Source organism: Bacteroides sp. D22 (genome assembly GCF_000163675.1).
GTDB classification, from domain to species: Bacteria; Bacteroidota; Bacteroidia; order Bacteroidales; family Bacteroidaceae; genus Bacteroides; species Bacteroides xylanisolvens.
This window is the reverse complement of the sequence record NZ_GG774795.1, coordinates 296,854-322,145: the sequence shown is the minus strand read 5'-3', so window position 1 is coordinate 322,145 and position 25,292 is coordinate 296,854. Positions and strand designations below refer to the sequence as shown.

Sequence of the window (25,292 nt, the reverse complement as noted above, 5' to 3'; positions counted from 1 at the left end):
CTTTACCACGGATAGGGAAGTCCTGAACTTCAATCTCAGGGAGGAAACCTTTTGAGTGAAGATGTAGATCAGAGTACTCAGCAGGAATAGTGGCTTTCTCCTCTAAATAAAGAATAAAGCAAGTATCCTGAGAAACATGATTGACTAGGGTAAAGTAATCAAGGATTCCTGAAGGCAAGAACAAGCTTAAAGAAGCAACAGGATCAATCGTTTGGGAAGAGGATGTTTTCATGATGCAAAAATAAGAATTTTAACGCAATCCCCCAAGTTTTCAGACTGAGCCCAAAATTTAGGTTAAATATCCCCTTTTAAAGTATAGTTGTTGGTCTATTGTTGTTCCTAATAAATCAATGTAACATGTTGACTATCAAAGCTGAAGTCTTAAAATCTAAGCAAAAAGTTGATAAAACTTATAACGTAAAAATTAGGCTAACCTACAACAGAGAGGTTAAGAGGTTGGCTACTCATATCTTTGTAAGAGCAGAAGACCTGACTAAGGACTTCAAGTTAAAGAATCCAAAGTACATCAAGGAAGCTGACAGATTGGTCAGATACTATGAAGAGTTATGCATGGGGCTTCCATTGGAGGCTTCCAATTTAACCTTAAGTGATGTACTTGATTATATCCAGAAAGAGAAGGAAAAGAATACTCCTATTGACTTTATCCAGTTCTGCAAAGACTGGTTGGCAGCTACAGAGGTCAAGGGTAAGAGAAATTATCAAACTGCCCTCAATGCCTTCATTGCCTTCTTAGGAAAGGACAAATTAAATACTAACCAAGTTACCAAGTTGTTAATGATGGAGTTCATGGAATACCTTCACAAGAAAAGGGCTAAACAGGTGGCAGAACTTCAGAAGAAAGGAAAGAGAATACCCTCTAACAGAATGGTATCACTGTACACTAGTAGCATCAGACATCTATTCAACGAAGCTAAGAAGAAGTACAATGATTATGACAGGAATCTCATTAGGATACCTAACTCACCTTTTGAGAACTTGGTGATACCAAAGCAGGAAGCAACTAGGAAGAGAGCATTATCAGCAGAGTTAATTAAGAAGATATGGGAATTACCTTATATCATTAATGCTAATGGTAGAGAAAGGTTATGCCCCTTTAACCTAGCTAAGGATTGCTTTATCCTCTCTTTCTGCCTAATAGGGATGAATTCTGCTGACTTGTACAACTGTACTGAAATGGAAGATGGTTCAATTACCTATTACAGGACTAAGACTACAGACAGAAGACTTGATAAAGCTAAGATGAAAGTAGATGTTCTTCCTGTCTTACTACCTTTAATGAAGAAATATGAAGATTACACCCAGAAGAAGGTATTCTGTTTCTATCATCTCTATTCTACTTTCAAGAACTTCAACAGAGCCATCAATCTTGGGTTAAAGCAAATTGGCAAAATACTGAAAGTGGATGATTTGGAATACTATGCTGCAAGGCACTCATGGGCTACATTAGCTGTTAATAAAGTAGGTATAGATAAGTATACAGTTCATGCTGCCTTAAATCATATTGATGAGGCTATGAAAGTCACTGACATCTATATTGAAAGAGACTTCAAGATAGAGAATGAAGCTAACAAGAAGGTGGTTGAGTATGTATTTGGTAGTTATAGTGAGCTGCCTAGTCCAGAAGTGAAGTAAGTTTAACATAAAAGAACCTCTGTAATTGATTGAATTATGGAGGCTCTTTAGTATATTTGTTCACTTACAATCTATATACTAACTACAAACTAAGTGAGACATGAGCATAGAAGATGAACTGGCAAAGGAAATAGCAGGACTTGATAGTAGCTTCATAGATGAGTTATACAATCTCCAGATTCCTGATGAGAAGACCAACCTGTCAGAAGTTATAACATTAGGCACTACTCCTGTATCAGAAGAGCACTCTAAAGAGGTTAAATCTTCCATAGTTGAAAACCAATTAGAAGAGACAGTACCTAATACTTATGGTGACTTACATGATGCACCTGTAGAGTACATTGAGATATTATCCTCTGGGAAAGTAGGAGAAACTAAAACCATACCTCAAGATACAGTAATAACTAGTTTGGATAACTTGCTATTTGGCAGAGAACCAGAAGTAATAAGAGAAGAAGTTGGTGACTCCTTCTGGAATCTGGCTGACTTCATAGATAAGATGCCTCATGGTATTATAGACAAGAAGATACCCGGCATTGGAGCTACTACCCTTGAGATAAACTCAAAGAGAAATTCAATCATAGTCTTTCCTACTAAGGCTCTGGCTTATGGTAAACACTCAAAGCATCCTAATACATTATATGTAGGTAGTGAGATTAAAGGTGAAAAGGAAAAGGTAACTAATCAGCAGATTGAGGAATACCTAGCAAAAGATGGATACAAGAAACTTCTAGTAGTTGCAGACAGTCTAGGTAGACTATTAGGTATCATAGGAAAAGAGAACTACAAAGACTATTTCCTTATGGTTGATGAGATTGATGTTCTCCAGACTGACAACAACTTCAGACCCCAATTGGAGAATGTGATTGACTACTACCTTATGTTCCCATTAAAGAACAGATGTATGGTAACAGCTACTATGAAGGAGTTCAGCAATCCACACTTAAAGACTGAATGTAGATTTCCTATAACATGGAAATACAATACCCATAGAAATATAGACTTACTACATACAGATAATGTCACACAGGCTGTCATAGAAAAGGTTATCTCCCATCCTACAGAGAAGGTGTTCATTGCCTATAACTCCATACTCCAGATAAGAAACATTATAGCATCACTAGATGAAGAAACCAGAAAGGAATGTGCTATCCTATGTAGTGAGGTATCCATAAAGGAAGCAGGAGAATACTTTGCACCTAAACTAGGAGACAATGATACCTTACCTGCTAGGATTAACTTTGCCACCTGTTGCTACTTCACTGGTATAGATATAGAGGATAGTTACCATCTAATCACTGTATCAGATGTAAGAAGAAGTCACTCAATGTTGACCTTAGATAGAATGACACAAATACATGGTAGATGCAGAAAGGATAATGGAATACTAAGTGAAACTATCATATATAACACCTTAGGATATGTATCAGTAATGGAAAGTATGGAAAAGGACACTGCCACTCTATTAAACAAAGCCCAAAAGGTACTCAAAGTACTTGAATCAGCAGATACTATCTCACAGGGGGATTATACCTTGACTGATCTATTTGCAATAATCAAAGAAGCCATAAGAGAGAAAGCGCAAGAAAGAATTGCAGGGAATGAGTTAATTAACTTGACTAGAAAGGATATATATGGAAAGAATGTACCTGCCTACCTCAATATAGATTACATCATTGAAAGAATCGACTTATATGCCTCATATTTTATGCCTGAAACCTTGAAAGAAGTACTAGGTAAACAGGTTAACATCATTAGTTATAAATCCCTACCTTATGGTGTTTCTCCAGAGCAAAACAGCATAGAGAAAACCAATAAGGATGCACAGAATAAGTTGACAGATAGTTACATTCAAGAAGCCATAGATAACATCAAAGTATTATCAACCACAGGGCAGTTGAATGACAATACTTTGCACTTATACATTAGGCAAAGTAGAAGCAGGACAAAGATATTCTTAGAGAGATTCATTAAGCTCTACAAATATGTTGACCTTGATAGTTTGCTACATCAGCTATGGGAGATTAGAACAAGTAACAATATAGCTTACAAGAATCTCAATAATGCAGTTATGTATTGGGCACTAGATGAAGAGCATCCTTTCAAGGTTGCAATAAGAAGAAGTTTCACCTTAAATAAGAGCTATTCAGCAAGTGAGATACAAGAGATATTAGCTCCTATAGTCCAGTATCATCTACATAAGGTACTGAAACCTAGAAAGTATGTAGCCTTATTGAAAAGCATATATGCCACTGACAGGACATCTGGGAATAAGTACACCATCAGAGGAGAGAATCCAAGAGGTTTTAAAGAACATACTGGCAGGATAGCTACCAAAGAGAATAACTTGTTAAAGTTATTTGTGTTATAGAAGGTTAATATACAATCAGATAAATGATAAGAATATTGGTATTATAGACTTTATTTACTATATTTACATTTGATAATCAGATGGTTATAGGAGTGATATATCTCTAATATGACATTAGCTATCAACAGAAGCAACCTTAGGGTCAAATATCACCCTATACTAATTACCTTTAATCCTTTATTACTGTAGGTAATTAGTATGGGGTGGATTTTGACCCCTATAAAATCAGAATTAATGACAATAGTTAAACAATTCACTATCATCCCCATTGAAGCTTGCAGGTACTTCAATCCAAAGCAGCTCTACCTATTAGCAGGTCTCTATATTAATGCCTATCCTCAAAGGGAAAGCAATTACATGACAACAGATACTACTATCAGTCAGTTGTCAGAGCTTACAGGAGTAAGTACAGATTATATCAAAGATTCCTTTATCCCCAGACTAAAGGAGCTAGAAGATAAAGGATATAGAGTAGAGACTATACAGCAGCAAAGAGAGATTAGAAGGAATATCTATTATCTACCCAATCCTCCTAAGAATTTCAGAATTATATGGGCAGAGTTATTCAGTGACAGCTCTTTAAGTCCAGAAGAGAAAGGAGTTATGATAGGGTTATACTGCCTTTGTGTTAACAAAGAGTTCAGGGTAGACCTATCAGACAAAGCCATTTATAGCCACTTGGATATGGCAAAGAATACATATAAAAAGTATAGAGACTTATTGATTGAGAAGAAAGTAATCTGGTCTTCTTATGATGTTCCAATGGCACTAGCATGGACTGAGCACATGGAATCTAAAGTCCTTCTGTACCCTCATTTGGGTCACGATACTTGGATAGACAAAGTTATATCACATGTACCAGATGATGATGAAATCAAGCATTACCTTGATACTATTAATGATGAATGAATGATACATACCCCAATATCCCCTGTTTTCCCACCAGAAGGCAGGGGATTGCTTTATATGTACATAACTAATATATAGCACTTCTTACTGTCACCTGATATATTATACTTCTAAATTTTTTATTTTTTTCTTCAATTTGATACTTACAAGTGCACTCTAAGTCACAAAGTCTCCCTCCCCTTACCTTAGGAGTGGGATAGTCCCCCTATGCATATTGGGGAATATTGGATTTACATTATAAGCTCATTACAGTTAGCTCATTACCCCACCATAGTAACTGAATCAACAGCAGCAGAATAGTCTGTCTGCACAACAATAAAATACAAGATTATGGAAAAGTTAAAGTTCTTAGAGACAGTGACAGTGAATGAGTTCAAGGCTCAAAAGGGAGTAAGTAAGATTGAGGTAAAGCAAAATCCTCATACAGGGAAGTGCTTCTTTGTTTATGGCTGTGAAATAGGTGCAGCAAGTGACAAATTTCTTAATGGAGAAGTAACCAATCCTGTTATCTCTCAAGTATGTTCACCAGATACAGGTGATATGTTCTATATGCTGCATCAAAGAGGTGAAGGTGGAGCTATGACATTAGCAACTTTATGACAGGTCTCAATGTAGACCTCAAAGAGGCAAGTTTATTAGGACTTGCTTCCTTTTTTCTTTATAGACTGTGTATAACAATTAATCCTATTCAGATATGTTGAATTTAAGAGTTTCATCCAAGAAGCAGGCTAAAATTAAGCTTGCTTTACAAGGCTGTGCAGGTTCAGGTAAGACCTATTCTGCATTGCTTTTAGCTTATGGTTTATGTAATGACTGGACTAAGATAGCCATTATTGACAGTGAGAATGGAAGTGCTGACCTTTATGCTCACTTAGGTGCTTATAATGTATTAAGTCTAAGTGATAACTTTACACCTGAAACTTATATACAAGCTATTGAAATATGTGAAGGTGCAGGTATGGAAGTTATCATAATTGATAGCATCTCACAGTGTTGGGATAACTTGCTTGAATACCATGCAGGATTACAAGGTAACAGCTTCACTAATTGGCAGAAGGTGACACCCAGAATCAATGCTTTCATGCAGAAAATTCTACAATCCAATAGGCATATTATATGCACTATGAGATGCAAACAGGACTATGTTCTAAGTGAGAAGAATGGCAAGATGATACCAGAGAAAGTAGGACTAAAAGCAGTCATGAGAGATGGTATAGATTATGAATTTACCATAGTATTTGATATTAATATGAAGCACCAGACTATTGCATCCAAAGACAGGACAAACCTGTTTATAGGTAAGCCTGACTTTACCATTACACCTACTACAGGACAGAACATAGCAGATTGGTGTAATGATGGTGTCAATCTGGAGATGATAAGGAGCAAGATTAACAGCAGTAAAACCATTGAAGAACTGACTGCCATCTATCATGCTTATCCTGAATGGTATCAGCAGTTAACATCAGAATTCATGCAGAAGAAAGCAGCACTTCAGGTACAAAAGAATCAACCAACTATTAACTATACCCCTAATTACATTAGATATGGAAATAATGCAGTTGCAGCCAGTCAGAGCTAATCTGATATACCCTAATAGAATCAACAAAGAAGGCTCTCATGTTCAAATAGTTGAGCCAATGGAAGTCATCAACACAGGTATTATGTCAACAAATCCTGTAGAAGCTGATTCCATAAGCACCAGAGAAAGTAATAAGTTACCTTTTATTGAAGCTAATACAAAGGAAGTAACCATGCAGTACCTCAAAGAGGAATGTATTACACCTGTGTTTTCTAAGGACAATGAGGTTACTATATCACACTCCAGTTTCATTGAAACTGTATGGGAAGCAGCTAATAAAGTCTTCTCCAATGAGAGAATAGAAGAACCTGCCATTAGGGTAAGCCATGTTATCAAAGGCAGAATACCGGAAGCTATTCATAAGCCAGTAAATCAGCTACTGGAATCTGATAAAACCATCTACTTTGAGAGAATGATGTTCTGTTTTGAGATACCTACCATATATGAGGATATTGCAGGTAACAGACTGAATTTAACCATAGGTGGAGTAAGAGCTTATAATCACATGAATCTGTACAGCAAGAAGAGTGCAGAGAAGTTCAAGGTGTTCATTGGCTTCAAAAACTTAGTCTGCTGTAACATGTGTGTATCAACAGATGGTTACAGGTCAGAATTAAAGGTTATGAGTACAACTGAACTATTCAATGCAGTGGTGAGGCTGTTCCAAGAGTACAATATAGCCCAACACTTGTATTATATGTCAGCTTATAAGGATAGCTATATGAGAGAGTCCCAATTTGCACAATTCTTAGGTAGATGCAGATTATATCAATTCTTACCTGTAGACCAGAAGAAGAAGTTACCACAGATGCTAATGACTGATACCCAGATAGGATTAGTTGCCAAAGCATATTATAATGATGATAACTTTAGCACCCTTTTGGACAGCAGGGAAATTAGCATGTGGAATGTGTACAACTTACTAACTGGAGCTAATAAAAGTAGCTACATTGACAACTTCTTGGACAGGTCACTTAATGCCACCCAATTGGCTGAAGGACTTAATAAGGCTTTATATGGTGAGAATGAATATAGTTGGTTCATTAATTAGTGTATCTTATGGACAGTATAATGAATGTAGCAGAGGTTCAATTGAGCTATAAAAGCAATGTCAAATCATCAACTAGATACAAGATAAATAGCTCACAAGATGCCTATGAACTATTGATAAAGTACTTCCCTGATGATACAATAGAATACAAGGAAAGCTTTAAAGTAGTACTGCTTAATCAGTCTAACAGAGTACTGGGTATAGTACCTATTTCAGAAGGTGGAATATCTGCAACTTATGTAGATGTGAGGTTGATATTACAAGCTGCCTTATTGGCTAATGCAACACAGGTAATATTGGCACATAATCACCCTTCTGGAAGCATGAAACCCAGTACTTTGGATGATGCTTTGACTGAAAAGGTCAAGAAGGCAGCAGAACTCATGGAGATTCATGTAGCAGACCATGTAATCTTAAGCCCAGAGAAGGAATACTACTCCTATTATGATGAAGGAAAACTATAAATACTTAACCTTCTAAGGTCTACAATATCCTACCTTCTATTAAATCCATTCCCCTCTACTGTTATTATACCATTATGATGGGAAATTTCTCTTGTCTCACTTTCTTACATATTATATATACAAAGTAAGTGATGCAGAATGGCAAATCAGAGGACAGTTTAATAGAAGTTGACTGCCTCTTCTAATATAGGTTGATGGTATTTGATTACAGGATAGAGGGAAGTGCTGCTATAATAACTTAACCACTTGAGGTTCGGTGAAGTATGTAAACATGAATTGTAGCAATAGTTAGTAAGTTAGACTAAATTAAATGTTGATTGAATTATGTGTGAGATTATCTTGATTCTGGTAGGGTTTGTCCTCACCAGTATGATACTTAAGGATTAAGAGGTTATATGCCTCTTACTATGTGATTTTATTGTTGTTGATAGCCCTAGTTCTGTAATGGACTGGGGCTTTAACTAGTGTATATATGACAGCATTGGATATGATATTACAGTGGCTAATATTGATAGTTACTGGTGCTCTATTTATCAATTTAGCATATAGAAAGTAAATAATTAAGCTTACCTTTGTACAATAAGGATATAGCCTGCACCTATGGTACTAATATGCTTTGAAACCTATTAAATTATGGCAGTCAAATGATGAAGTATTACTGGAAAGTTCTATCTTTGCAACAGTATTAATTAAATGACAACTAATGAAATAGAAGTTTAACAAGACATATTAGAAAAGAAGTGTTTGCTTCTTACTTGTGACAGTCCTAAAATTACCACCTTGAAGACTAACAATCACAGCAGTAAGTAGTGGATACTCATACCATTAGGTGTGGGCTTCCCTTATATTGTGTGATTGTAGGTATGTGGTAATACCTTGGACTCCCAATAAGGTTAGGCTCACACTTTCTTTTTGTAGTATGCTACAAAAGGAAATTTATTATGGAAAGAATTTTGATTACAGAAGAGTTAACAGCCTTTCTTAACTCTATGCCAGTAGTGAATGTTGATAATATTCCAATAACACATTCACTAATTATTCGAGATTTGTCAAAACTATCACTTGCAAACGATGAAAGTAATCCAACTCATAATAGTTACATAGCTATTACTAAAACTGGCTATGGTTATCCTTTTACTTGCAATATCAATCAAATTAATCAAATGCTATCTTTTATTATAGATGACATAAATCAAAGAATAAATGAAAAATTATAGTTCCTATTTATTATTAATATGGTGTACTTTAGTACTATGTTCATGTAGTCAAGTCCCCACAAATTTATATCCTATATATAAAAATGGAAAATATGGATACATTGATAGCTTAGGTAATGAAGTTATAAAGCCACAATACTTATATGCCTCATATTTTAATGAAGGAATAGCATTAATTATTGTTGATACCACTTGTGTTATACTTTCCGATACTCTCACGAGTAAGAAGGCTTCATCATTTATTAATCTACTATCTGAACAAAAGAAGATTAGATACAAATATGGATATATCTCATTAGATAATAAATTAGCTATTGACACAACTCTAATTTATGAATTTGAAAATATTGAGAATGATTGGAATAGTATAAAAGAACTAATATCAAAAGGTAAACAACTAAATTTACAATGGTTAAGCTGTTCTGATGATAGGATTTTATACCAAGACAGCATAACGAAATTATTTGGTTATATGAATTCTAAAGGAGAAACTATTATCACTCCCCAATACAAGGATGGATATCAATTTACTGAAGGATTAGCCGCTGTTCAGGTTTTAAATAAAGGTCTAAGAGATTCACCTAAATGGGGATATATTGATATTAATGGTAATCTTGTTATTGAAAGTAAATACTCTTCTGCATCCACTTTTAGAGAAAGTAAGGCTATTGTTGAATTCAGAGAGATGAAAAGGAGAGATGATGGCAAATTTAGTTTTACTAAGTCTTCCATTATCATCAATAAATCAGGTAAAATTATAGGTACTCCCTTCAACATGACTACAACAATTTATCCCTATAATGATGGAATTGCTTGTACTTATAATCATCTTGGAAAACTAAATTTAGGTTATAATTTCATTGACGAGAATGGCAACTATCTAATAGATGGCACATTAATAGATATAACAAGATTTGGCAATGGTTATGCAGGAGTAAAAATAGATAGTACTAATTGGGTATTTGTTGATAAAAGAATGAATATTATATCAGAAGAATATGAAGAAGTAAAACCATTTAAGGAGAACTATGCGGCTATTAAAAAAGACAATCTTTGGGGGTATATAGATACTACCTTTCAGGTAAAGATTCCATGTAAATATGACAATTGCTCTTCCTTCAAAAAAGGATTGGCTTCCTTCGAAATTAAAAGAGAAGCATTAATGATTGAAGGATATATCAATAAGAGAGGAGAAGTCGTTTGGCAGAAAGAATATTCCAACTGGGACTAACATTATGTACTCTATAATAAATGGTTTAAATAAAGTACAACTTCCTATTATCCATGTGAAAATAGAAAATAAATACCTTTGTTTCATCTTGGATACTGGAAGCACCTGTAGCCTGATAGACAGTACTGTAGTAGAATATTTCAAGGATATAGTAGAACCAGTTGGTGACTATTATATCAGTGGAATAGAAGGAACTAAGCATAAGGTAGATATGGTTGCTCTACCTTTCACTTTTGAAGGTCAGGTTTATAAGCCCAAGTTCTGTGTAAGACCCTTACTTGATACCTTTAAAGGCATTGAAGATGAAAGTGGCATACAGGTACATGGCTTGCTTGGAACTGACTTTCTACTGGAGAACAAGTGGGTGATTAATTTCAACAAACTAATAGTAAGCAATTATGAATAAAATAAGAAAAACAATACTCCTTATAATATTAGCAATAGGATTTGTAGTAACAGCAATTATACTATATAACCATCAGGGGTCATCAGATACTCAAAATTATATAGCTAAAATAGTACCTCTTGAAATAAAGTATATAGTAGATCTAAGTTCTGTTGAAGATAAAGGGTATAAACTCTCATATATGGATTACAAAAGTCCTGAACTTACAGCTAGAGTTATTATAGATAATGCCAGAGATTATATAATGCTATTTATGGAAAAGAATAACTATGATGAGGGTGACTTTCATCCAAAAGTATCACTATTTAATGAGTATTCTCCAGTGCTTATAATAACAAAAGACAACAAGGTGTATCTTAAAATGAAGAAAAAAGAATAATTATGAAAGCAATAAGACTTATGTTATGGTTATCCTTACCATTATAGCTACATCTCATCTATAGAGAAGGTGTTCTAAATAAATAGAAGTGTAATGTTGGATAAATCAGACTGATTTACTACATTTGCATCAACCACTTTAACAGATTAAAGTATGGATAGAACATATATTAATGAATTCCACAAGCAATGGATAGAGAGTACTCTCAAGTCAATAACCTCTTGGCAGAAGCAACCAATCTCATTAGAAGAGAAAAAGAAGCAACAGGAAATGTTGAACCAGCAGAAGGCTATAAGAGAAGGCAAATTGAAGAGCTAAAACTATTTGCTACTCAACATAACTTATGGATTAACATTAACTCTCTCCCCTTATCTTACCTTAGTAAAGGGGGAGAAAATGAAGTATTCACAGGGCATGAAGATGTTGTATTCAAATTAAACAACTTTGAGTATGCAGGTGAAGACCTTGAGAACTTCTTCATTAGGATAGAAGCTCATAACCTATTCTTTAGCAATGTCACTTATCAGATGATTGGCTTTGCTTATAACAGTCAATATGAGTTTTGTGCTGTGTTAGTTCAACCTTATGTCAGAGCTAAAAGAGAAGCTACAGAGGAAGAAATAGCAGAACACATGCAAGCATTAGGCTTTGAAATGGTCTATGAGGATGAATATCACAATGCAGAATATGAGGTTTTTGATGCAGTACCTAATAATGTGCTGTATGGTATTGATGATAAACTCTACTTCATTGATACACAAATCAGATTTAGACCTATTGAGATAACACTTTAAACTGATTTAGTTATGAAACAAAAGGAAGAAACTTAGCACACTCCAAGTGCTATTAGTAGTATGATACTAGCATAGCAGTAATACTACTATTGTTGGTCTATAGTTGTTCTATAGGCTGTTAAGAGAAAGTATAAACAAACTAACAACTATTAAAGATAAAGGTGTTACTATGCCTGATTCCGGTTCTGAAGGTCGTGCGTTTGAATCGCACCGGGGTCACAGATGAAAACCGCAATTACTAACAGATTGAGTATTGCGGTTTTTTTATTTATTCCTCTTTCGGATGAGAAGTGCAAACCAGCTGTTTGTCAGCGTTATCCGGATTGTTATCATCATAGAAATTCCAGTCTCTTTCCAGTCTTTTGGCTACATCAATTCCTGCTGTATAATAGAGATATTTGTTCTTTGCTACATCAAGAATACCGTAAGTAAGAATATCCTTTTCTTTTCCTTCTTTATCTGTATAGACGCTTTTTACTAATAATATCTTATATTTTCCATCTTCCCGAACACAGTATTCTTTATTGGCTTCCAACGTATATGTGCCGGAAACATCTGTCACATTGGAGGCGGCAGCGTCCATTTCTACAACAATTTGTTTGGGCTCTCCGGTAGTCGGGGTGTCTTTTGAGTCGTCATTGCAGGCAAACAGCAAAACAACGAATAGTAATTTAAGTAATTTCATCTTTGTATTTTTATTGGTTTTTGATTCTTTTCCTGGTGTGAATGTGTTTAATCAGAATTGTCAATTATGCAAATATACAACTTTCACATGATATAAAAGCAGTAATAGATAAAATCTTGTGTTCCATATTATTATCCGTAGTTGCATAATTTAGTCTAAAGAGAATGAAAAGTTGTTTTAGATGATTGAAATCTCATAGAAAATGCTAACTTTGTAACGATGAAGAAGTAAAAAAATGATGTTGATATAGTGTATTTATAGCTTTCTGGAAGTAGATATCTGACGATAAATTATATTAATCCCATAAATATAAATTAGAATGGAAGAAGCTAGAAAAAAGAAATGGGCTAGTGTGGCGCTGATTATCGGAGCTATTGGTTTTATCATTATTATGATTTACTTTACAGTTATTTCAAGTCTCAACATGTAAAACAGATCATTATGGCATTGAAAAATTGAAGCTTGGACATTTCGTTTGAATCTGTCCAAGCTTGTTTTTTGTGGTTCTGAATGAGATTGACCGGTAATCTGGCAATGCCTCTTCTTTAGCTTCTTGAAACCTGAAGTCCCTTGTCAGAAAGCGTCATTTCTACAAAACGAGCGCGTGGGTTGGGAGCTTGTTCTGTCAATATCCGTCGGATCTGTCCGGCTGCTTGAGGGTCTTTGGCTACCATATATAAATAACCGCCACCGCCTGCGCCGGGGAGTTTGTATCCTAGGGTATAATCTTTGATTTTCTCGATAATGGCTGCTACTGCTGGCGGATTGGTTCCGCAATCTAATGCCTGGTTTTGTATCCAGGTTTTGCCGACCAATCGACCGAAACTATCGAAATTGCTGCGCAGGATAGCTTCACTCATATCCATTGCATGGGCTTTCATCTCGGCTAGCAAACTTAGATGTGGACCGGAATTGAGGAACATGGAACTGACGATTTCTGCCAGAATACTTTTGGCAGTGCGGGTTATTCCTGTATAATATAACAGATGACAGTCGCGGTAGTCGGGATGAACAAAGAGTTGATCGGGCAACCAGCGCACTAATGGATTCTGTTCGAAACCTGCTTCGGATTGTAGTAGTTTAATGCCGGAAAACACACCGCCATATTGATCTTGCCAACCTCCTCCTGTGGTCAGTAGTTGTTCCAATATTAATGTGTAACTGCATATATCATTCTTATCCCAAGCCAGTCCGCAGAAATCATTGATTGCTCCGAGCACGGTGGAGGCCAGAATGGAACTGGTACCTAACCCCGAGCCAGCAGGAATAGCAGCCAACAGGGTAATTTCAATTCCTGAACCGAAAGCTTCCAGCTGTTTGGCTAAAGAAGGGTAGGATTCTGTTGAGAATGCCGGTGCGAAACCTGCCAACGTAAGGGCGGCTTTGGGGATGGAAAATGGAGAACCCACCTTTTTGTAATCTTGCAGTTCCTCGTAATTTCGTATCACTTCCATTGCGCCCATATCGATGGAACGAAGGGTGATATGATATTCTTGGCAGGGTTTAACGTATACTTGCAGCGGCGGTTGGCCGTTCAGTTCGATGGCAAGATTGACAACGCTGCCTCCTGAATAAAGAGAGTAGGGAGGGGTGTCCGTCCATCCTCCTGCCACATCAATGCGTACAGGGCTGCGGCTCCATACAATCTGATCGGAATAAACGTTGAGTGTGGGATGACTTTTACGTTCGTTCATCACTCCCAATAAACCGTCGCGGAGCAGTTGGAAGGCTGCCTGTTCTTCTTTTGCGCAATCTTTGTCTTCACGTAGTTTCATGATGCGTGCGCGAAGCATCCGGTTGTGTATCCGTAGCATGGGTGCGGCATCTTCTTGCAGGACATCGGGAGTATCCAGATTGAAACGTACAAATTCGTTTGCGGTATCCAGTAAGTTAAGTTGATAGAATACGCTTTTTTCATAATTAGCCGCCAGTCCTTTCCAGTTCTCTTTACGGAAAGCGTTGCGCTGTTCATAAAGACGCTTGAGGTTGGCGCCTGCCGAGATTTCGTCGGCAGAAACTTTCTCTGCTTTGAGCCAACGTTTTTTCCCTTCTTCCAGTTGGGGTTCCGATGTCATCCAGCGCACTAATATGCCTAAATCTTCAACAGAAGTTACTTTGGGGAAGATAGATGCTGATTGTAAATCATCGGTGCGTCCTTTTATATCCTCCCAGGTAATTCCTCTTTCTTCCATCCAGCGGGTGAAAGGGATATTAAGATAGGTAGTCGTTGATTTGTCTAACGCTCCTTTGAACACATCATCCAATCCATACGGACGTGCAACAAAGTCATTGTCGCCGATAGGGATAATGTCGATGCAGACTCCATCCGGCAGGTTGATGTTCCATTGGTTTTCGGGAACTCCTGTTATTATTTGGCGGGAACCCAGTTTCCAGCCTTTTCCCACATGACTATTCTCAATCCATAAGTTGGCATTGTCTGCAGAAAGGGAAACTTGTGTGATAGAGTTCTGGATAAAGATGGCCGGATTCGGTTTTACTTTCCGATGCATGATCCTTCTTTGATCGCGTACCTTGTCTTGTATGGATAAAGTAGAAGAAATCAGTTCATGGCTTGTGCCATAATGATAGAATTCTCCACCGGGCAAAGGCAATATGGCTACGGATAACTGATTGATTTCTTCATCTTCCGTTTTGGGATGCTCTCCCAAAGCCAAGCCGTAGTCCGAGTATAAGTCATAATAATTAATATCATTGGTTCCTTCTTTTAATGACCGTTTCATCAATACTTCGATGGCGCGGTCACTCAAAATCCAGATACCGATGTCCATCAGGAAAAGATGAGTTTTCGATAATCCTTCTAACTCTTCAAGAGAAGGTTTCTGTAACATGAAGTCGAGAACCTCCGGCTTTTTCCGGTCGGAAACAAATACGCCATGATGGGTTGCCAAGGAAGGATTTACCCATAAGCCGTAGCATACTACGTCTGCATCCGGAATATCCTGGAGTGGCTTTTCCGAACGGATATATACATCTCCGCTTGCGATCAGCGTATTCAGACCGGCCGGGGCCTGATTCATAATCCTTTCATAGAGCGGGAGCTGCAATGATAATAGATTCTGTCCGAGTTTTTGTCCTCTTTCCCAACTGAAGATCGGGATCGGAGTCAATATTTTGCCGGAAGGTCCGTAGCTGGGCAGGCGACGGCTTTGTCCGCCTGCATGGAGCAATATTCTTTTTTCATCTCCTATCCAGTTGCCGAAAGATTTTTGTGGCGCGAATGCCTGATGGCAGGCCTGCAATAACCATGTCGTTCCGCCGCCGGAGCCTAGTTTGCTCCCAATGGGGTCTGATGTACAAAACCAATCGGTATGGTTGACTTCTTCCAGTTCGTGGAAGCAATGGATCAAATTGGGTGGTAAGGATAATAACTTTTGCATAGTAGAATCTGCGTTGGCTTAGATGGAATCTAAGTGAATTAAACTCCTGTAAAAATACGATTTATATTCCTTCTTTTCAATGTTTTTCTCCTGTTTTGAAGAATAAATTATCTTTTCAGCTTTTAGGTGTTCTTTTCAAACAGCGTATCCCAATGGTCGCTTAGTGCTTGCATGGATGGCAGTAGCAGATCGGCTCCGGCATCCAGCAATACTTGTCCGTCCAAAGGACCTGTATTTACAGCTATTGTAAAGATACCCGCATTGTGTCCGGCTTCCACTCCTAACGGAGCGTTTTCTACTACGATGGCTTCATCAGCTTTAAGTCCGCCTTTTTTCAATGCCATCAGATACGGTTCGGGATTGGGCTTACCATATTTTACATCGAACGCTGTAACCATCAATTCTTTACGAAACATTCCCGGATAGTTGTGCTCTAACCGTTCGAGCAGGGATAGTTGGCCGGAACCAGTGACCACCATCGGAATCAATCCATCCTTTTTCACTTTTTGTAGCAACTCCCATGCACCGGGCATACGTTTTGCTTCAGGATACGAATTGAACAAAACACTTTTCTCCTGATAGATACTTTCTATTTCTTCTTGGGTAGCTTCTCTGCCCAGTTCACGTTGGAAAACAATATTAATAGTGGAGGCTCCTGTCCGTCCTTCGTGCATATATGCTTCTTCGCGGCTAAGAGTGAGTCCATGAGATTTCATTACTGTATGCCAGGCTTCCGAATGATAGGGCATAGAGTCAAAAAGTACGCCGTCCATGTCAAACAGGACGGCTTTCAGTTTCTTTTTCATACTTTGGTACGTTGCAGAATCTTTTTAAGATGATATTTTATTTTTCTATAAGCATTTTCTTTAGATCAGACAGAGGAATAATCACATCGTATTGCTGACCGGATTCCTTGCCGATATATCTGTAAGCTATGCTTTTATTGTTATCTATGCAGGTTTTGATGAATATCTGGGTGGCGGGATCGGTCTGACTTGCCAGTGTTGATACAATACCCTCTTTCACTTCTGCTGCGTTTTCTTCAATCTGGCTGATGGGACACAATTCTTCGTCCACACTGCATATATAAACAACCGATTCGCCTATGACCTCGATTTTTTCGACAATGACTTCTTCGCTGGCTTGCATCGGGAATTGCAGGTTCGCCATTTTCAGTTGCGCTTCAAGCTTTGTTTGTCCGCTTTGTGCCGGATCGGCATTTGTATTAATCACTTCTTTCAGCTCTTCGGCGGTAAGTTCGCAAACCGCTTGTTCGCCCGACTTATTCCCTACAAATATCATGTGTAATCCGGAATTACATTTTGCCATCAACTTGAGCATCTCTTTTACATCTGCTGCCGGATTTTGAAACATCATTGTGATAGATGATTTCATGCTTTCCGGATTGTCTTTCAATATCTTTATATTGGTAATCTCTTCGTTCATGTTCAGCGTGTACACTACGTTATTCCCGTCGTAGATGATGCTGGTGATCGTACCGACTGCTCCCATGTCTATCGGACACTGTTTGTTGGCTACTCCGATCACTGTCTTGAGTTTGGCTTCCTGGCAACCGGTCATTACGAGCATTAGCAATGATATGCTACATAATAATATGAATCCACTGGATTTCTTTAATAAATTTCCTGTCATTTTATTTGTTCTTTTTAGTTTGATTCGCTTAATCTACAGTTGTATACGAGGCAAAGATAACGATAAAAAACGAGAGATAAGTTAGAACGGGAAGATAGTTTAGTGATTACTTGCCATGTGGTATGTACTGCCAACTCTTGTCGTGTAGACTGTTCGGCACTACTGAATTGCGGCGTATTACTTGTATAATTATTTGTTGTTTAGAAGAATATGTGTATTTTTGTAACGTTATAAACTCGACGATAGCATGAAAAAGAGAGTATTATTGTTGCTACCATTGTTTTTAGGCGCCTGCTCTGATAGTGGGGAAAGTCCTGTTATCAAGATAGAAAAGCTTTATGCAAAGGTTGAATCGGAGGATGAAAGTTCCGGTTCCGGTGAAAAAGACTATGCGAATCAGAGGGACGAATTGCCGGCCTTGAAGGTGGGGGACGAAGTGAAAGCTCTTCTGCTTTTGGATGGAAATGGAGCTGAACTGAAAACCTTTAGACTTCAGAATGATGATGAAGTGGATACTAAACTCATCTTTGAGAAAACAGAAGTATCTACAGAGGGAAATCTGACAGATGTGGAAAAGGGACAGCTTCGTTTTAAGGATGGTGTGTCAAAAGCTAAAATTATGGTGATTGCGACCATCAAACAAGTAGATAAGAACGGCGATGTAAAATTAGAGTTCTATCTTTCTTCCAAAGCCGAATGTGAAGGAGCACAGGAAGAAATCGGTTTGAAGACGAAAGCGGAGGATGATAAGTGAAAATTGACGAGTGGTAGCAACTAGCAAAGTAAGTCGGTAAATTGTAACGGATTGTAAGCTGTGTAATCCGAAACTGACAACCAATAGAATTTAAATAGCGACATTTAGGAATGTCTCCATTTTGGATTTTAATGAATAATGAACGGTGAACAAATCCATGCATATAGCATAGTTGTTCACCGTTCATTGTTTATAGTTTACCGTTTATAAAAAACGTTCTTGATTACAGTTTTGCACGAATTGCTTTAGATTCTTCTTCATACCCCGGTTTGTCCAGCAACGCAAACATATTCTTTTTGTATGCTTCCACACCCGGTTGGTTGAATGGATTCACGCCTAGCAAGTAACCGCTGATACCGCAAGCCTTTTCGAAGAAATAGAGCAGACCACCGATGTTGTATTCGCTCAATTCCGGAAGTACGATGCGCATATTAGGTACACCGCCGTCTACGTGAGCCAACTGTGTTCCCAATTCGGCCATCTTGTTCACTTCGTCCACACGTTTGCCGGCTAAGAAATTCAAGCCGTCCAGATTTGCTTCATCAGAAGGAACTTCCAGTTTGTGGTTAACCTTCTCTACTGAAATCACCGTTTCAAAGATAGAACGTTCGCCTTCCTGAATCCATTGACCCATAGAGTGGAGGTCTGTTGAGAAATCTACCGATGCAGGGAAGATACCTTTATTGTCTTTTCCTTCAGATTCTCCGTAAAGCTGTTTCCACCATTCACTTACATAGTGCAGTTTTGGGCAGAAGTTAACGAGGATTTCGATCTTCTTACCATTTCTGTACAACTCATTGCGGGTAGCAGCGTAGATAGCAGCAGGGTTTTCAGCAAATGCAACGTCCGAACCACATACTTTTTCCATGTCGGCAGCACCGGCAACCAGTTTGTCGATATCAAATCCGGCCACTGCAATAGGCAGCAAACCAACCGGAGTCAGGACAGAGAAACGTCCGCCTACGTTATCGGGGATGATGAATGTTTTGTATCCTTCTTTGTCGGCTGTAACACGGGCAGCACCTTTCTTGGCATCCGTCACGGCAACGATTACTTTCTTTGCAGTTTCTTTGCCGCGCTGATCTTCACATTGCTTCTTCAGCAAACGGAAAGCAAGAGCTGTTTCAGTAGTAGTTCCTGATTTGGAGATATTGATGACACCGAATTTCTTGTCTTTCAGATATTCAGTCAGTTCATACAGATAATCTTCGCTGATATTGTGTCCTGCATAGATCATGACAGGAGCTGTTTTCTTTTCCTGCAACCAAGTGAAGCTGTTAGACAAAGCTTCGATGACGGCACGGGCACCCAGATAGCTACCACCGATACCGGCTACGATTACTACTTCACAATTGTCTCTTAATACTTTTGCAGTAGCGTTCAGGTCGGCCAGGTGTTCTTTAGTGATAGAAGAAGGCAAATGCAACCATCCTAAAAAGTCGTTACCTTTGCCTGTACCTTTTTCAAGCATTTCCTGTGCGGCTTTTACTTCAGCTTCGTAAGCAAAAACCTTTTCTTTGGAGATGAATCCAAATGTTTTTTCAATGTTTAAACTAATCATATTTTTTAAGTATTAAGTTTTAAGTATTAAGTATTAGTCATCAAGTATGGATTGTCAAGTATGAGTACCTGCGGGTAATACTTAAATGCCTAATACTTAATACTTAATATTTTTTTATCTAAAAGAGTCAGTCAACAGTTTAATCTCGATCATTGGTGAGATACGTTCGTATAGAATGTTATACACTGCGTCCAGTATCGGCATATTGACATGATGATGTTTATTGATTTCTTTGATACATTTCGTACCATAGTAACCTTCCGCAATCATTTCCATTTCAATTTGCGCACTCTTAACGGAATACCCTTTACCTATCATCGTTCCGAAAGTTCGGTTGCGGCTGAAGTTGGAGTAACCGGTCACCAATAAATCCCCCAGATAAACAGATTCATCCACGTTTCTGTTCAACGGATGCACCGTATTCAAGAAACGGTTCATCTCCTGAATGGCGTTGGAGATCAATACAGCCTGGAAGTTGTCGCCATATTTCAGACCGCTACAGATACCGGCAGCGATGGCATATACGTTTTTAAGTACCGAACTGTATTCGATACCCGCTACGTCATCACTGACAGATGTTTTGATGAAGCTGCTTCCCAGACGACGTGCGAAGATACGTGCTTTATCTTTGTCAGGGCAGGCGATAGTCAGGTAGGAGAGGCGTTCCAAGGCTACTTCTTCTGCGTGGCAGGGGCCTGCAAGGACTGCTATATTTTCTGGTGGTACACCATATTCTTTTGTGAAGTATTCCGATACAATAACGTTGTCATCGGGTACGATTCCTTTGATAGCGGTGATGATAAACTTATCTTTTATCTTGGTTTTCAGTTTTTTCAGATGCGCCTTCAGATAAGGAGAGGGAGTGACGAAGATCAGTGTATCCGATTCTTTCACCACATCGTTGATGTTGGAACTGAATGAGATGCGTTTTGTATCAAATTTCACTCCTGTCAGATAAGCCGGATTGTGCCCTAATCGTTTAAAATCGGCAATGCGGTCGTCTCGCCGCATATACCAATTGATAGAGTCTTCCTGGGCCAGACACATCTTTGCGATGGCTGTAGCCCAACTTCCTCCGCCCATTATCGCTATCTTGCCGGGTAATTTCATTTGTATGGATTTGGATGAAGAACTTATTAAATTTTCTGTATCCACTCAGTTACGTCGTTTACCGACGGATTGGTCAGTTCTAATTTATATTTCTTGTTAATGCCACAGATGTCCTGGTGCAACTTCTGCGGATTGACATCTTTCATGTCAGCTACAGTGTTGTAACCGGCTTTTTGGATCACCGGAACCCAGTCTTCTGCGATTCCCAATTCCATATATTTAGCGGCAGCGTCTTTTTTTGCTACTTTTTCCGGGCGCATTTGCGGGAAGAATAATACTTCCTGAATAGTGGTCTGTCCGGTCATTAACATTACCAGGCGGTCGATACCGATACCGATACCCGATGTAGGAGGCATACCATATTGTAAAGCGCGCAAGAAGTCCTGATCGATAATCATCGCTTCGTCGTCTCCTTTGTCGGCCAAACGCATCTGCTCTTTGAAACGTTCTTCCTGATCCAATGGGTCATTCAATTCCGAGTAAGCATTAGCCAGCTCTTTACCGTTCACCATTAATTCGAAACGTTCGGTCAGCCCCGGTTTAGAACGATGCATCTTGGTCAGCGGAGACATTTCAACCGGATAATCGGTGATGAAAGTCGGCTGGATATACGTACCTTCGCAGAATTCTCCGAAGATTTCATCAATCAGCTTGCCTTTACCCATTGTCTCGTCGATTTCCTCCATTTTCAATTCCTTGCAAACTTGGCGGATTTCTTCTTCGCTCTTGCCGTTCAGGTCGTATCCTGTCTTTTCTTTGATAGCATCCAGGATAGGCAGGCGGCGGTAAGGAGCTTTGAAACTGATCGTTTTTCCGTCGACAACGCTTTCCGTACAGCCGTTTACAGCGATACAGATACGTTCCAGCAGTTTTTCGGTGAAATTCATCATCCAGTTGTAATCCTTGTACTGAACATAAAGTTCCATACAGGTAAATTCCGGATTGTGGGTTTTATCCATGCCCTCGTTACGGAAGTTCTTACCTATTTCATATACACCTTCAAAACCACCTACGATCAGTCGCTTCAGATAAAGCTCTGTTGCGATACGTAGGTAAAGGTCTATATCCAATGAGTTATGGTGAGTGATGAACGGGCGTGCACTGGCTCCACCGGCAATAGATTGCAGGATAGGAGTTTCCACTTCCGTGTAGCCAGCCTCATCCAAGACATTGCGCAAAGTTTTCACTACAGTGGCGCGTTTCAGGAATGTTTCTTTGATGCCGTCATTTACTACCAGGTCCACATAGCGTTGGCGATAACGGAGTTCGGGATCTTCAAAAGAGTCGTAAGCTACTCCGTCTTTGTATTTAACGATTGGCAACGGTTTGATAGACTTTGCAAGTACAGTCAGTTTCTTTGCATGGATGCTGATTTCACCCATTTGTGTGCGGAACACGAAACCTTCGATACCGATAAAGTCACCTAAGTCGAGCAGGCGTTTGAATACAGCGTTGTACAGTTCCTTGTCTTCTCCCGGACAGATATCATCACGGGTGATGTATACCTGGATGCGACCTTTAGAGTCCTGCAATTCGATGAAAGATGCTTTACCCATCACGCGGCGGCTCATGATACGACCGGCTACGGAAACCTGGCGTGGCTCTTCGTCGTCTTTAAATTCAGCTTTAATATCTGTAGAGAAAGCATTGGTTACATACTCTGCTGCAGGGTATGGATCAATACCCATTGCACGAAGCTCATTCAGACTGTTACGTCGAATAATTTCCTGTTCACTTAGTTCTAATATATTCATTTCGTTACGTATTAACTCAATTTTGTGGGCAAAAATACGAAACTTTTCTCATATATCCTGTAATCCGTCTCTTTTTTGTATCTTTGCACCCTCAAACTAATAGGTATGACAGGACAAAAGACACCCACTGCGTTGGGTACGGAAAAGATTGGAAAGCTTTTAATGCAGTATGCCATTCCGGCAATTATCGCCATGACGGCGTCTTCTCTTTATAATATGGTAGATAGTATTTTCATTGGTCATGGAGTAGGGGCGATGGCTATCTCCGGGTTGGCATTAACCTTTCCGCTAATGAATCTTGCCGCGGCTTTCGGCTCTTTGGTGGGGGTAGGTGCGGCTACATTGGTTTCGGTGAAATTGGGACAGAAAGATTACGATACCGCACAGCGGGTACTTGGCAATGTACTGGTATTGAATATTATCATCGGGCTTGCCTTTACAGTCGTCACATTGTTGTTCCTCGACCCTATTCTTTATTTCTTCGGTGGTAGTGATGCTACGGTAGGTTATGCCCGCGATTATATGGTTGTTATCTTGTTGGGTAATGTCGTCACCCACCTTTATTTAGGTCTGAATGCTGTACTGCGTTCGGCGGGACATCCGCAGAAGGCGATGTATGCCACGATTGCTACGGTAGTGATTAACACAATACTCGACCCTGTTTTTATTTATGGCTTTGGTTGGGGAATACAAGGAGCGGCAATCGCTACCATTACTGCACAGGTTATCGCATTGGCATGGCAGTTCAAGCTATTTTCTAATAGAGAGGAACTGTTACATTTTCATAAAGGTATTTTCCGGTTAAAAAAGAAGATTGTGTTTGATTCTTTAGCAATTGGTATGGCTCCTTTTCTGATGAATCTGGCAGCTTGTTTTATCGTGATTTTGATTAATAAGGGATTGAAACAGTATGGAGGTGATTTGGCTATTGGAGCTTTTGGAATTGTCAACCGCCTGGTGTTCCTTTTTGTCATGATTGTGATGGGATTGAATCAGGGGATGCAGCCCATTGCCGGGTATAATTATGGTGCCAAGCAATATTCCCGTGTGACGAAAGTCTTGAAAATTACGATTTATGTAGCCACCCTTATCACTACTATCGGTTTCTTGATGGGGATGCTGATACCTGATTTGGCGGTTTCTATTTTCACCACGGATGAAGAACTGGTTCGTATTTCTGCTAAAGGACTGCGTATTGTGGTCATGTTCTTTCCCATTGTCGGTTTTCAGATGGTGACTTCCAACTTTTTTCAGAGTATAGGTATGGCAAGCAAGGCTATATTCTTGTCTGTCTCCCGTCAGGTTCTAATTCTGATACCTTGTCTGCTGATCCTTCCACACTTTTACGGACAACTAGGAGTTTGGATCAGTATGCCGATTTCCGACCTGATAGCAAGTATGATTGCCGGAACGATGCTTTGGTATCAGTTTCGCCAGTTCTCATTATCGAGTAATTTAAAACATTAAAAAAGAAAATATGATAACTTCACAAATGTCCTACGAGGAATTGGCGAATGAAGTAGCAAAGGACTATATGGACGTGAGCATAATCATGCGGAAAAAAATGCCAGATGCTCTAAAATATTTCCGCAGGCAAAGCAAATTTCCGATGTTTCTTTTCTCTACAGTCACTTCACCCAGGAAGAACAAATGGATTCTGATATTCTTCGCCAAGAGTAAGCGACGTTTGAAACAGTATGTTGATAGTTTTCTTGTTTGTGTTAGAGAAACAGATCATGGTAAGTATGTTTATCGATACGATTTACCGGCTAAAGAAGGTTCTCTCCCCGGTGTGACTTTTTATCCACCTCATTTTTTTAGCAGATATGCTCTACGGATGGGATTGGAACTCACCGGAGAGGATCTGATAAAAAGATATTTTAAAACGAACACTGCTATGCACTATAATGCCGATCATTTATTCTTGAGTGAAGAAGAAATGAAAGATTTGCTGAATCCTGTGTGGTACACTAGTCCGGATGGTATCTCGCTCGGGTCGGCTACGGTGGTGTCCGGCATGGAACTTTTTATCTGCAAGACTTTCGTTCCCTGGAATATGTGTAAAAGGGATCAACTGATAACGTGTGGAAAAGAGGAAATGTTTCGATTGCAAGAAGATCTTGCGCTGGATACTCATGAGGAGGACGTTGTGAGTCAATCAGAGAATCATAAGATTGTTGAAGAGTTTGCACGGATGATAATGGAACTTATAGAGAAGGCCGGTTAAACTAGTCAACCATTATCAAGGAAGTACAAATTCTCAACTATACTCACGCCTATGAGAAAAAATACTCATACCAATGGGAATATATTCTCATAG

Annotated in this window: 22 protein-coding genes and 1 pseudogene; 15 read left to right on the top strand and 8 right to left on the bottom strand. The window is 38.8% G+C overall.

Annotated elements, in window-relative coordinates:
• A partial coding sequence (locus HMPREF0106_RS27630) for a hypothetical protein (RefSeq protein WP_009038817.1) occupies positions 1–232 on the bottom strand: 232 nt, incomplete at its 3' end.
• A 125-nt stretch (positions 233–357) separates the two neighbouring features.
• Here HMPREF0106_RS27630 and HMPREF0106_RS23020 point away from each other — a divergent pair.
• From HMPREF0106_RS23020 to HMPREF0106_RS23075, 12 genes are all read left to right on the top strand, one after another.
• Positions 358–1,653 (top strand): phage integrase SAM-like domain-containing protein, encoded by a 1,296-nt coding sequence (locus HMPREF0106_RS23020; protein ID WP_009038816.1) that lies wholly within the window; start codon positions 358–360, stop codon positions 1,651–1,653.
• Between the two features lie 100 nt (positions 1,654–1,753).
• A complete protein-coding gene (locus HMPREF0106_RS23025; RefSeq protein ID WP_009038815.1) occupies positions 1,754–4,024 on the top strand; it encodes a DEAD/DEAH box helicase in 2,271 nt (756 codons plus the stop codon).
• A 234-nt stretch (positions 4,025–4,258) separates the two neighbouring features.
• Entirely contained in the window at positions 4,259–4,933 is a 675-nt protein-coding gene (locus tag HMPREF0106_RS23030) for a hypothetical protein (RefSeq protein ID WP_008644575.1), read from the top strand.
• Between the two features lie 330 nt (positions 4,934–5,263).
• Positions 5,264–5,533 (top strand): hypothetical protein, encoded by a 270-nt coding sequence (locus tag HMPREF0106_RS23035; RefSeq protein ID WP_008644571.1) that lies wholly within the window; start codon positions 5,264–5,266, stop codon positions 5,531–5,533.
• Positions 5,534–5,627: 94 nt separating this feature from the next.
• Entirely contained in the window at positions 5,628–6,515 is an 888-nt protein-coding gene (locus HMPREF0106_RS23040) for an AAA family ATPase (protein ID WP_009038813.1), read from the top strand.
• Positions 6,481–7,566: a DUF3871 family protein gene (locus HMPREF0106_RS23045; protein ID WP_032850952.1), complete on the top strand. Its 1,086-nt coding sequence runs from the start codon at positions 6,481–6,483 to the stop codon at positions 7,564–7,566. Before HMPREF0106_RS23040 ends, HMPREF0106_RS23045 begins: the two co-directional genes overlap by 35 nt.
• Positions 7,567–7,574: 8 nt before the next feature.
• Positions 7,575–8,030: a JAB domain-containing protein gene (locus HMPREF0106_RS23050; protein ID WP_032850951.1), complete on the top strand. Its 456-nt coding sequence runs from the start codon at positions 7,575–7,577 to the stop codon at positions 8,028–8,030.
• 941 nt (positions 8,031–8,971) lie between these two features.
• Positions 8,972–9,247: a hypothetical protein gene (locus HMPREF0106_RS23055; RefSeq protein WP_009038810.1), complete on the top strand. Its 276-nt coding sequence runs from the start codon at positions 8,972–8,974 to the stop codon at positions 9,245–9,247.
• Positions 9,234–10,478: a WG repeat-containing protein gene (locus HMPREF0106_RS25545; protein ID WP_081104605.1), complete on the top strand. Its 1,245-nt coding sequence runs from the start codon at positions 9,234–9,236 to the stop codon at positions 10,476–10,478. Before HMPREF0106_RS23055 ends, HMPREF0106_RS25545 begins: the two co-directional genes overlap by 14 nt.
• A 4-nt stretch (positions 10,479–10,482) precedes the next feature.
• Positions 10,483–10,884, top strand: a complete 402-nt coding sequence (locus HMPREF0106_RS23065) for an aspartyl protease family protein (protein WP_004312356.1) — start codon at positions 10,483–10,485, stop codon at positions 10,882–10,884.
• The gene (locus HMPREF0106_RS23070) at positions 10,877–11,263 is read left to right on the top strand and encodes a hypothetical protein (RefSeq protein WP_009038808.1); all 387 of its coding nucleotides are present in this window, start codon (positions 10,877–10,879) and stop codon (positions 11,261–11,263) included. The genes HMPREF0106_RS23065 and HMPREF0106_RS23070 overlap by 8 nt, the downstream gene beginning before the upstream one ends.
• 188 nt (positions 11,264–11,451) lie before the next feature.
• Complete coding sequence (locus HMPREF0106_RS23075; protein ID WP_009038807.1) at positions 11,452–12,057, top strand: hypothetical protein; 606 nt, start codon at positions 11,452–11,454, stop codon at positions 12,055–12,057.
• A 268-nt stretch (positions 12,058–12,325) separates the two neighbouring features.
• On the opposite strand, the gene HMPREF0106_RS23080 is transcribed toward HMPREF0106_RS23075, so the two are convergent.
• From HMPREF0106_RS23080 to HMPREF0106_RS23095, 4 genes and pseudogenes are all read right to left on the bottom strand, one after another.
• A complete protein-coding gene (locus HMPREF0106_RS23080; RefSeq protein WP_009038806.1) occupies positions 12,326–12,742 on the bottom strand; it encodes a hypothetical protein in 417 nt (138 codons plus the stop codon).
• A gap of 545 nt (positions 12,743–13,287) precedes the next feature.
• Positions 13,288–16,143: pseudogene (locus HMPREF0106_RS23085) on the bottom strand (bifunctional fucokinase/fucose-1-phosphate guanylyltransferase); the annotation flags it as partial.
• Between the two features lie 119 nt (positions 16,144–16,262).
• A complete protein-coding gene (locus HMPREF0106_RS23090; RefSeq protein WP_004299374.1) occupies positions 16,263–16,946 on the bottom strand; it encodes an HAD family hydrolase in 684 nt (227 codons plus the stop codon).
• A 37-nt stretch (positions 16,947–16,983) separates the two neighbouring features.
• A complete protein-coding gene (locus HMPREF0106_RS23095) occupies positions 16,984–17,793 on the bottom strand; it encodes a hypothetical protein (protein WP_009038804.1) in 810 nt (269 codons plus the stop codon).
• 247 nt (positions 17,794–18,040) lie between these two features.
• Here HMPREF0106_RS23095 and HMPREF0106_RS23100 point away from each other — a divergent pair, with 247 nt between their 5' ends.
• Positions 18,041–18,547, top strand: coding sequence for a DUF5035 domain-containing protein (locus HMPREF0106_RS23100; RefSeq protein WP_004313491.1), 507 nt, complete (start codon positions 18,041–18,043; stop codon positions 18,545–18,547).
• A gap of 223 nt (positions 18,548–18,770) precedes the next feature.
• On the opposite strand, the gene HMPREF0106_RS23105 is transcribed toward HMPREF0106_RS23100, so the two are convergent.
• From HMPREF0106_RS23105 to lysS, 3 genes are all read right to left on the bottom strand, one after another.
• Positions 18,771–20,108: a glucose-6-phosphate isomerase gene (locus tag HMPREF0106_RS23105; protein ID WP_004299377.1), complete on the bottom strand. Its 1,338-nt coding sequence runs from the start codon at positions 20,106–20,108 to the stop codon at positions 18,771–18,773.
• 114 nt (positions 20,109–20,222) lie between these two features.
• Positions 20,223–21,218, bottom strand: a complete 996-nt coding sequence (locus tag HMPREF0106_RS23110) for an NAD(P)H-dependent glycerol-3-phosphate dehydrogenase (RefSeq protein WP_008024959.1) — start codon at positions 21,216–21,218, stop codon at positions 20,223–20,225.
• Between the two features lie 26 nt (positions 21,219–21,244).
• Positions 21,245–22,972 carry a lysine--tRNA ligase gene (gene lysS / locus HMPREF0106_RS23115; RefSeq protein ID WP_009038803.1) on the bottom strand — a complete coding sequence of 576 codons (1,728 nt, stop codon included), beginning with the start codon at positions 22,970–22,972 and terminating at the stop codon, positions 21,245–21,247.
• Positions 22,973–23,047: 75 nt separating this feature from the next.
• Here lysS and HMPREF0106_RS23120 point away from each other — a divergent pair, with 75 nt between their 5' ends.
• Positions 23,048–24,439 carry an MATE family efflux transporter gene (locus tag HMPREF0106_RS23120; RefSeq protein ID WP_032850950.1) on the top strand — a complete coding sequence of 464 codons (1,392 nt, stop codon included), beginning with the start codon at positions 23,048–23,050 and terminating at the stop codon, positions 24,437–24,439.
• 10 nt (positions 24,440–24,449) lie between these two features.
• Positions 24,450–25,199, top strand: coding sequence for a hypothetical protein (locus HMPREF0106_RS23125; protein WP_009038801.1), 750 nt, complete (start codon positions 24,450–24,452; stop codon positions 25,197–25,199).
• Positions 25,200–25,292: the final 93 nt, after the last annotated feature.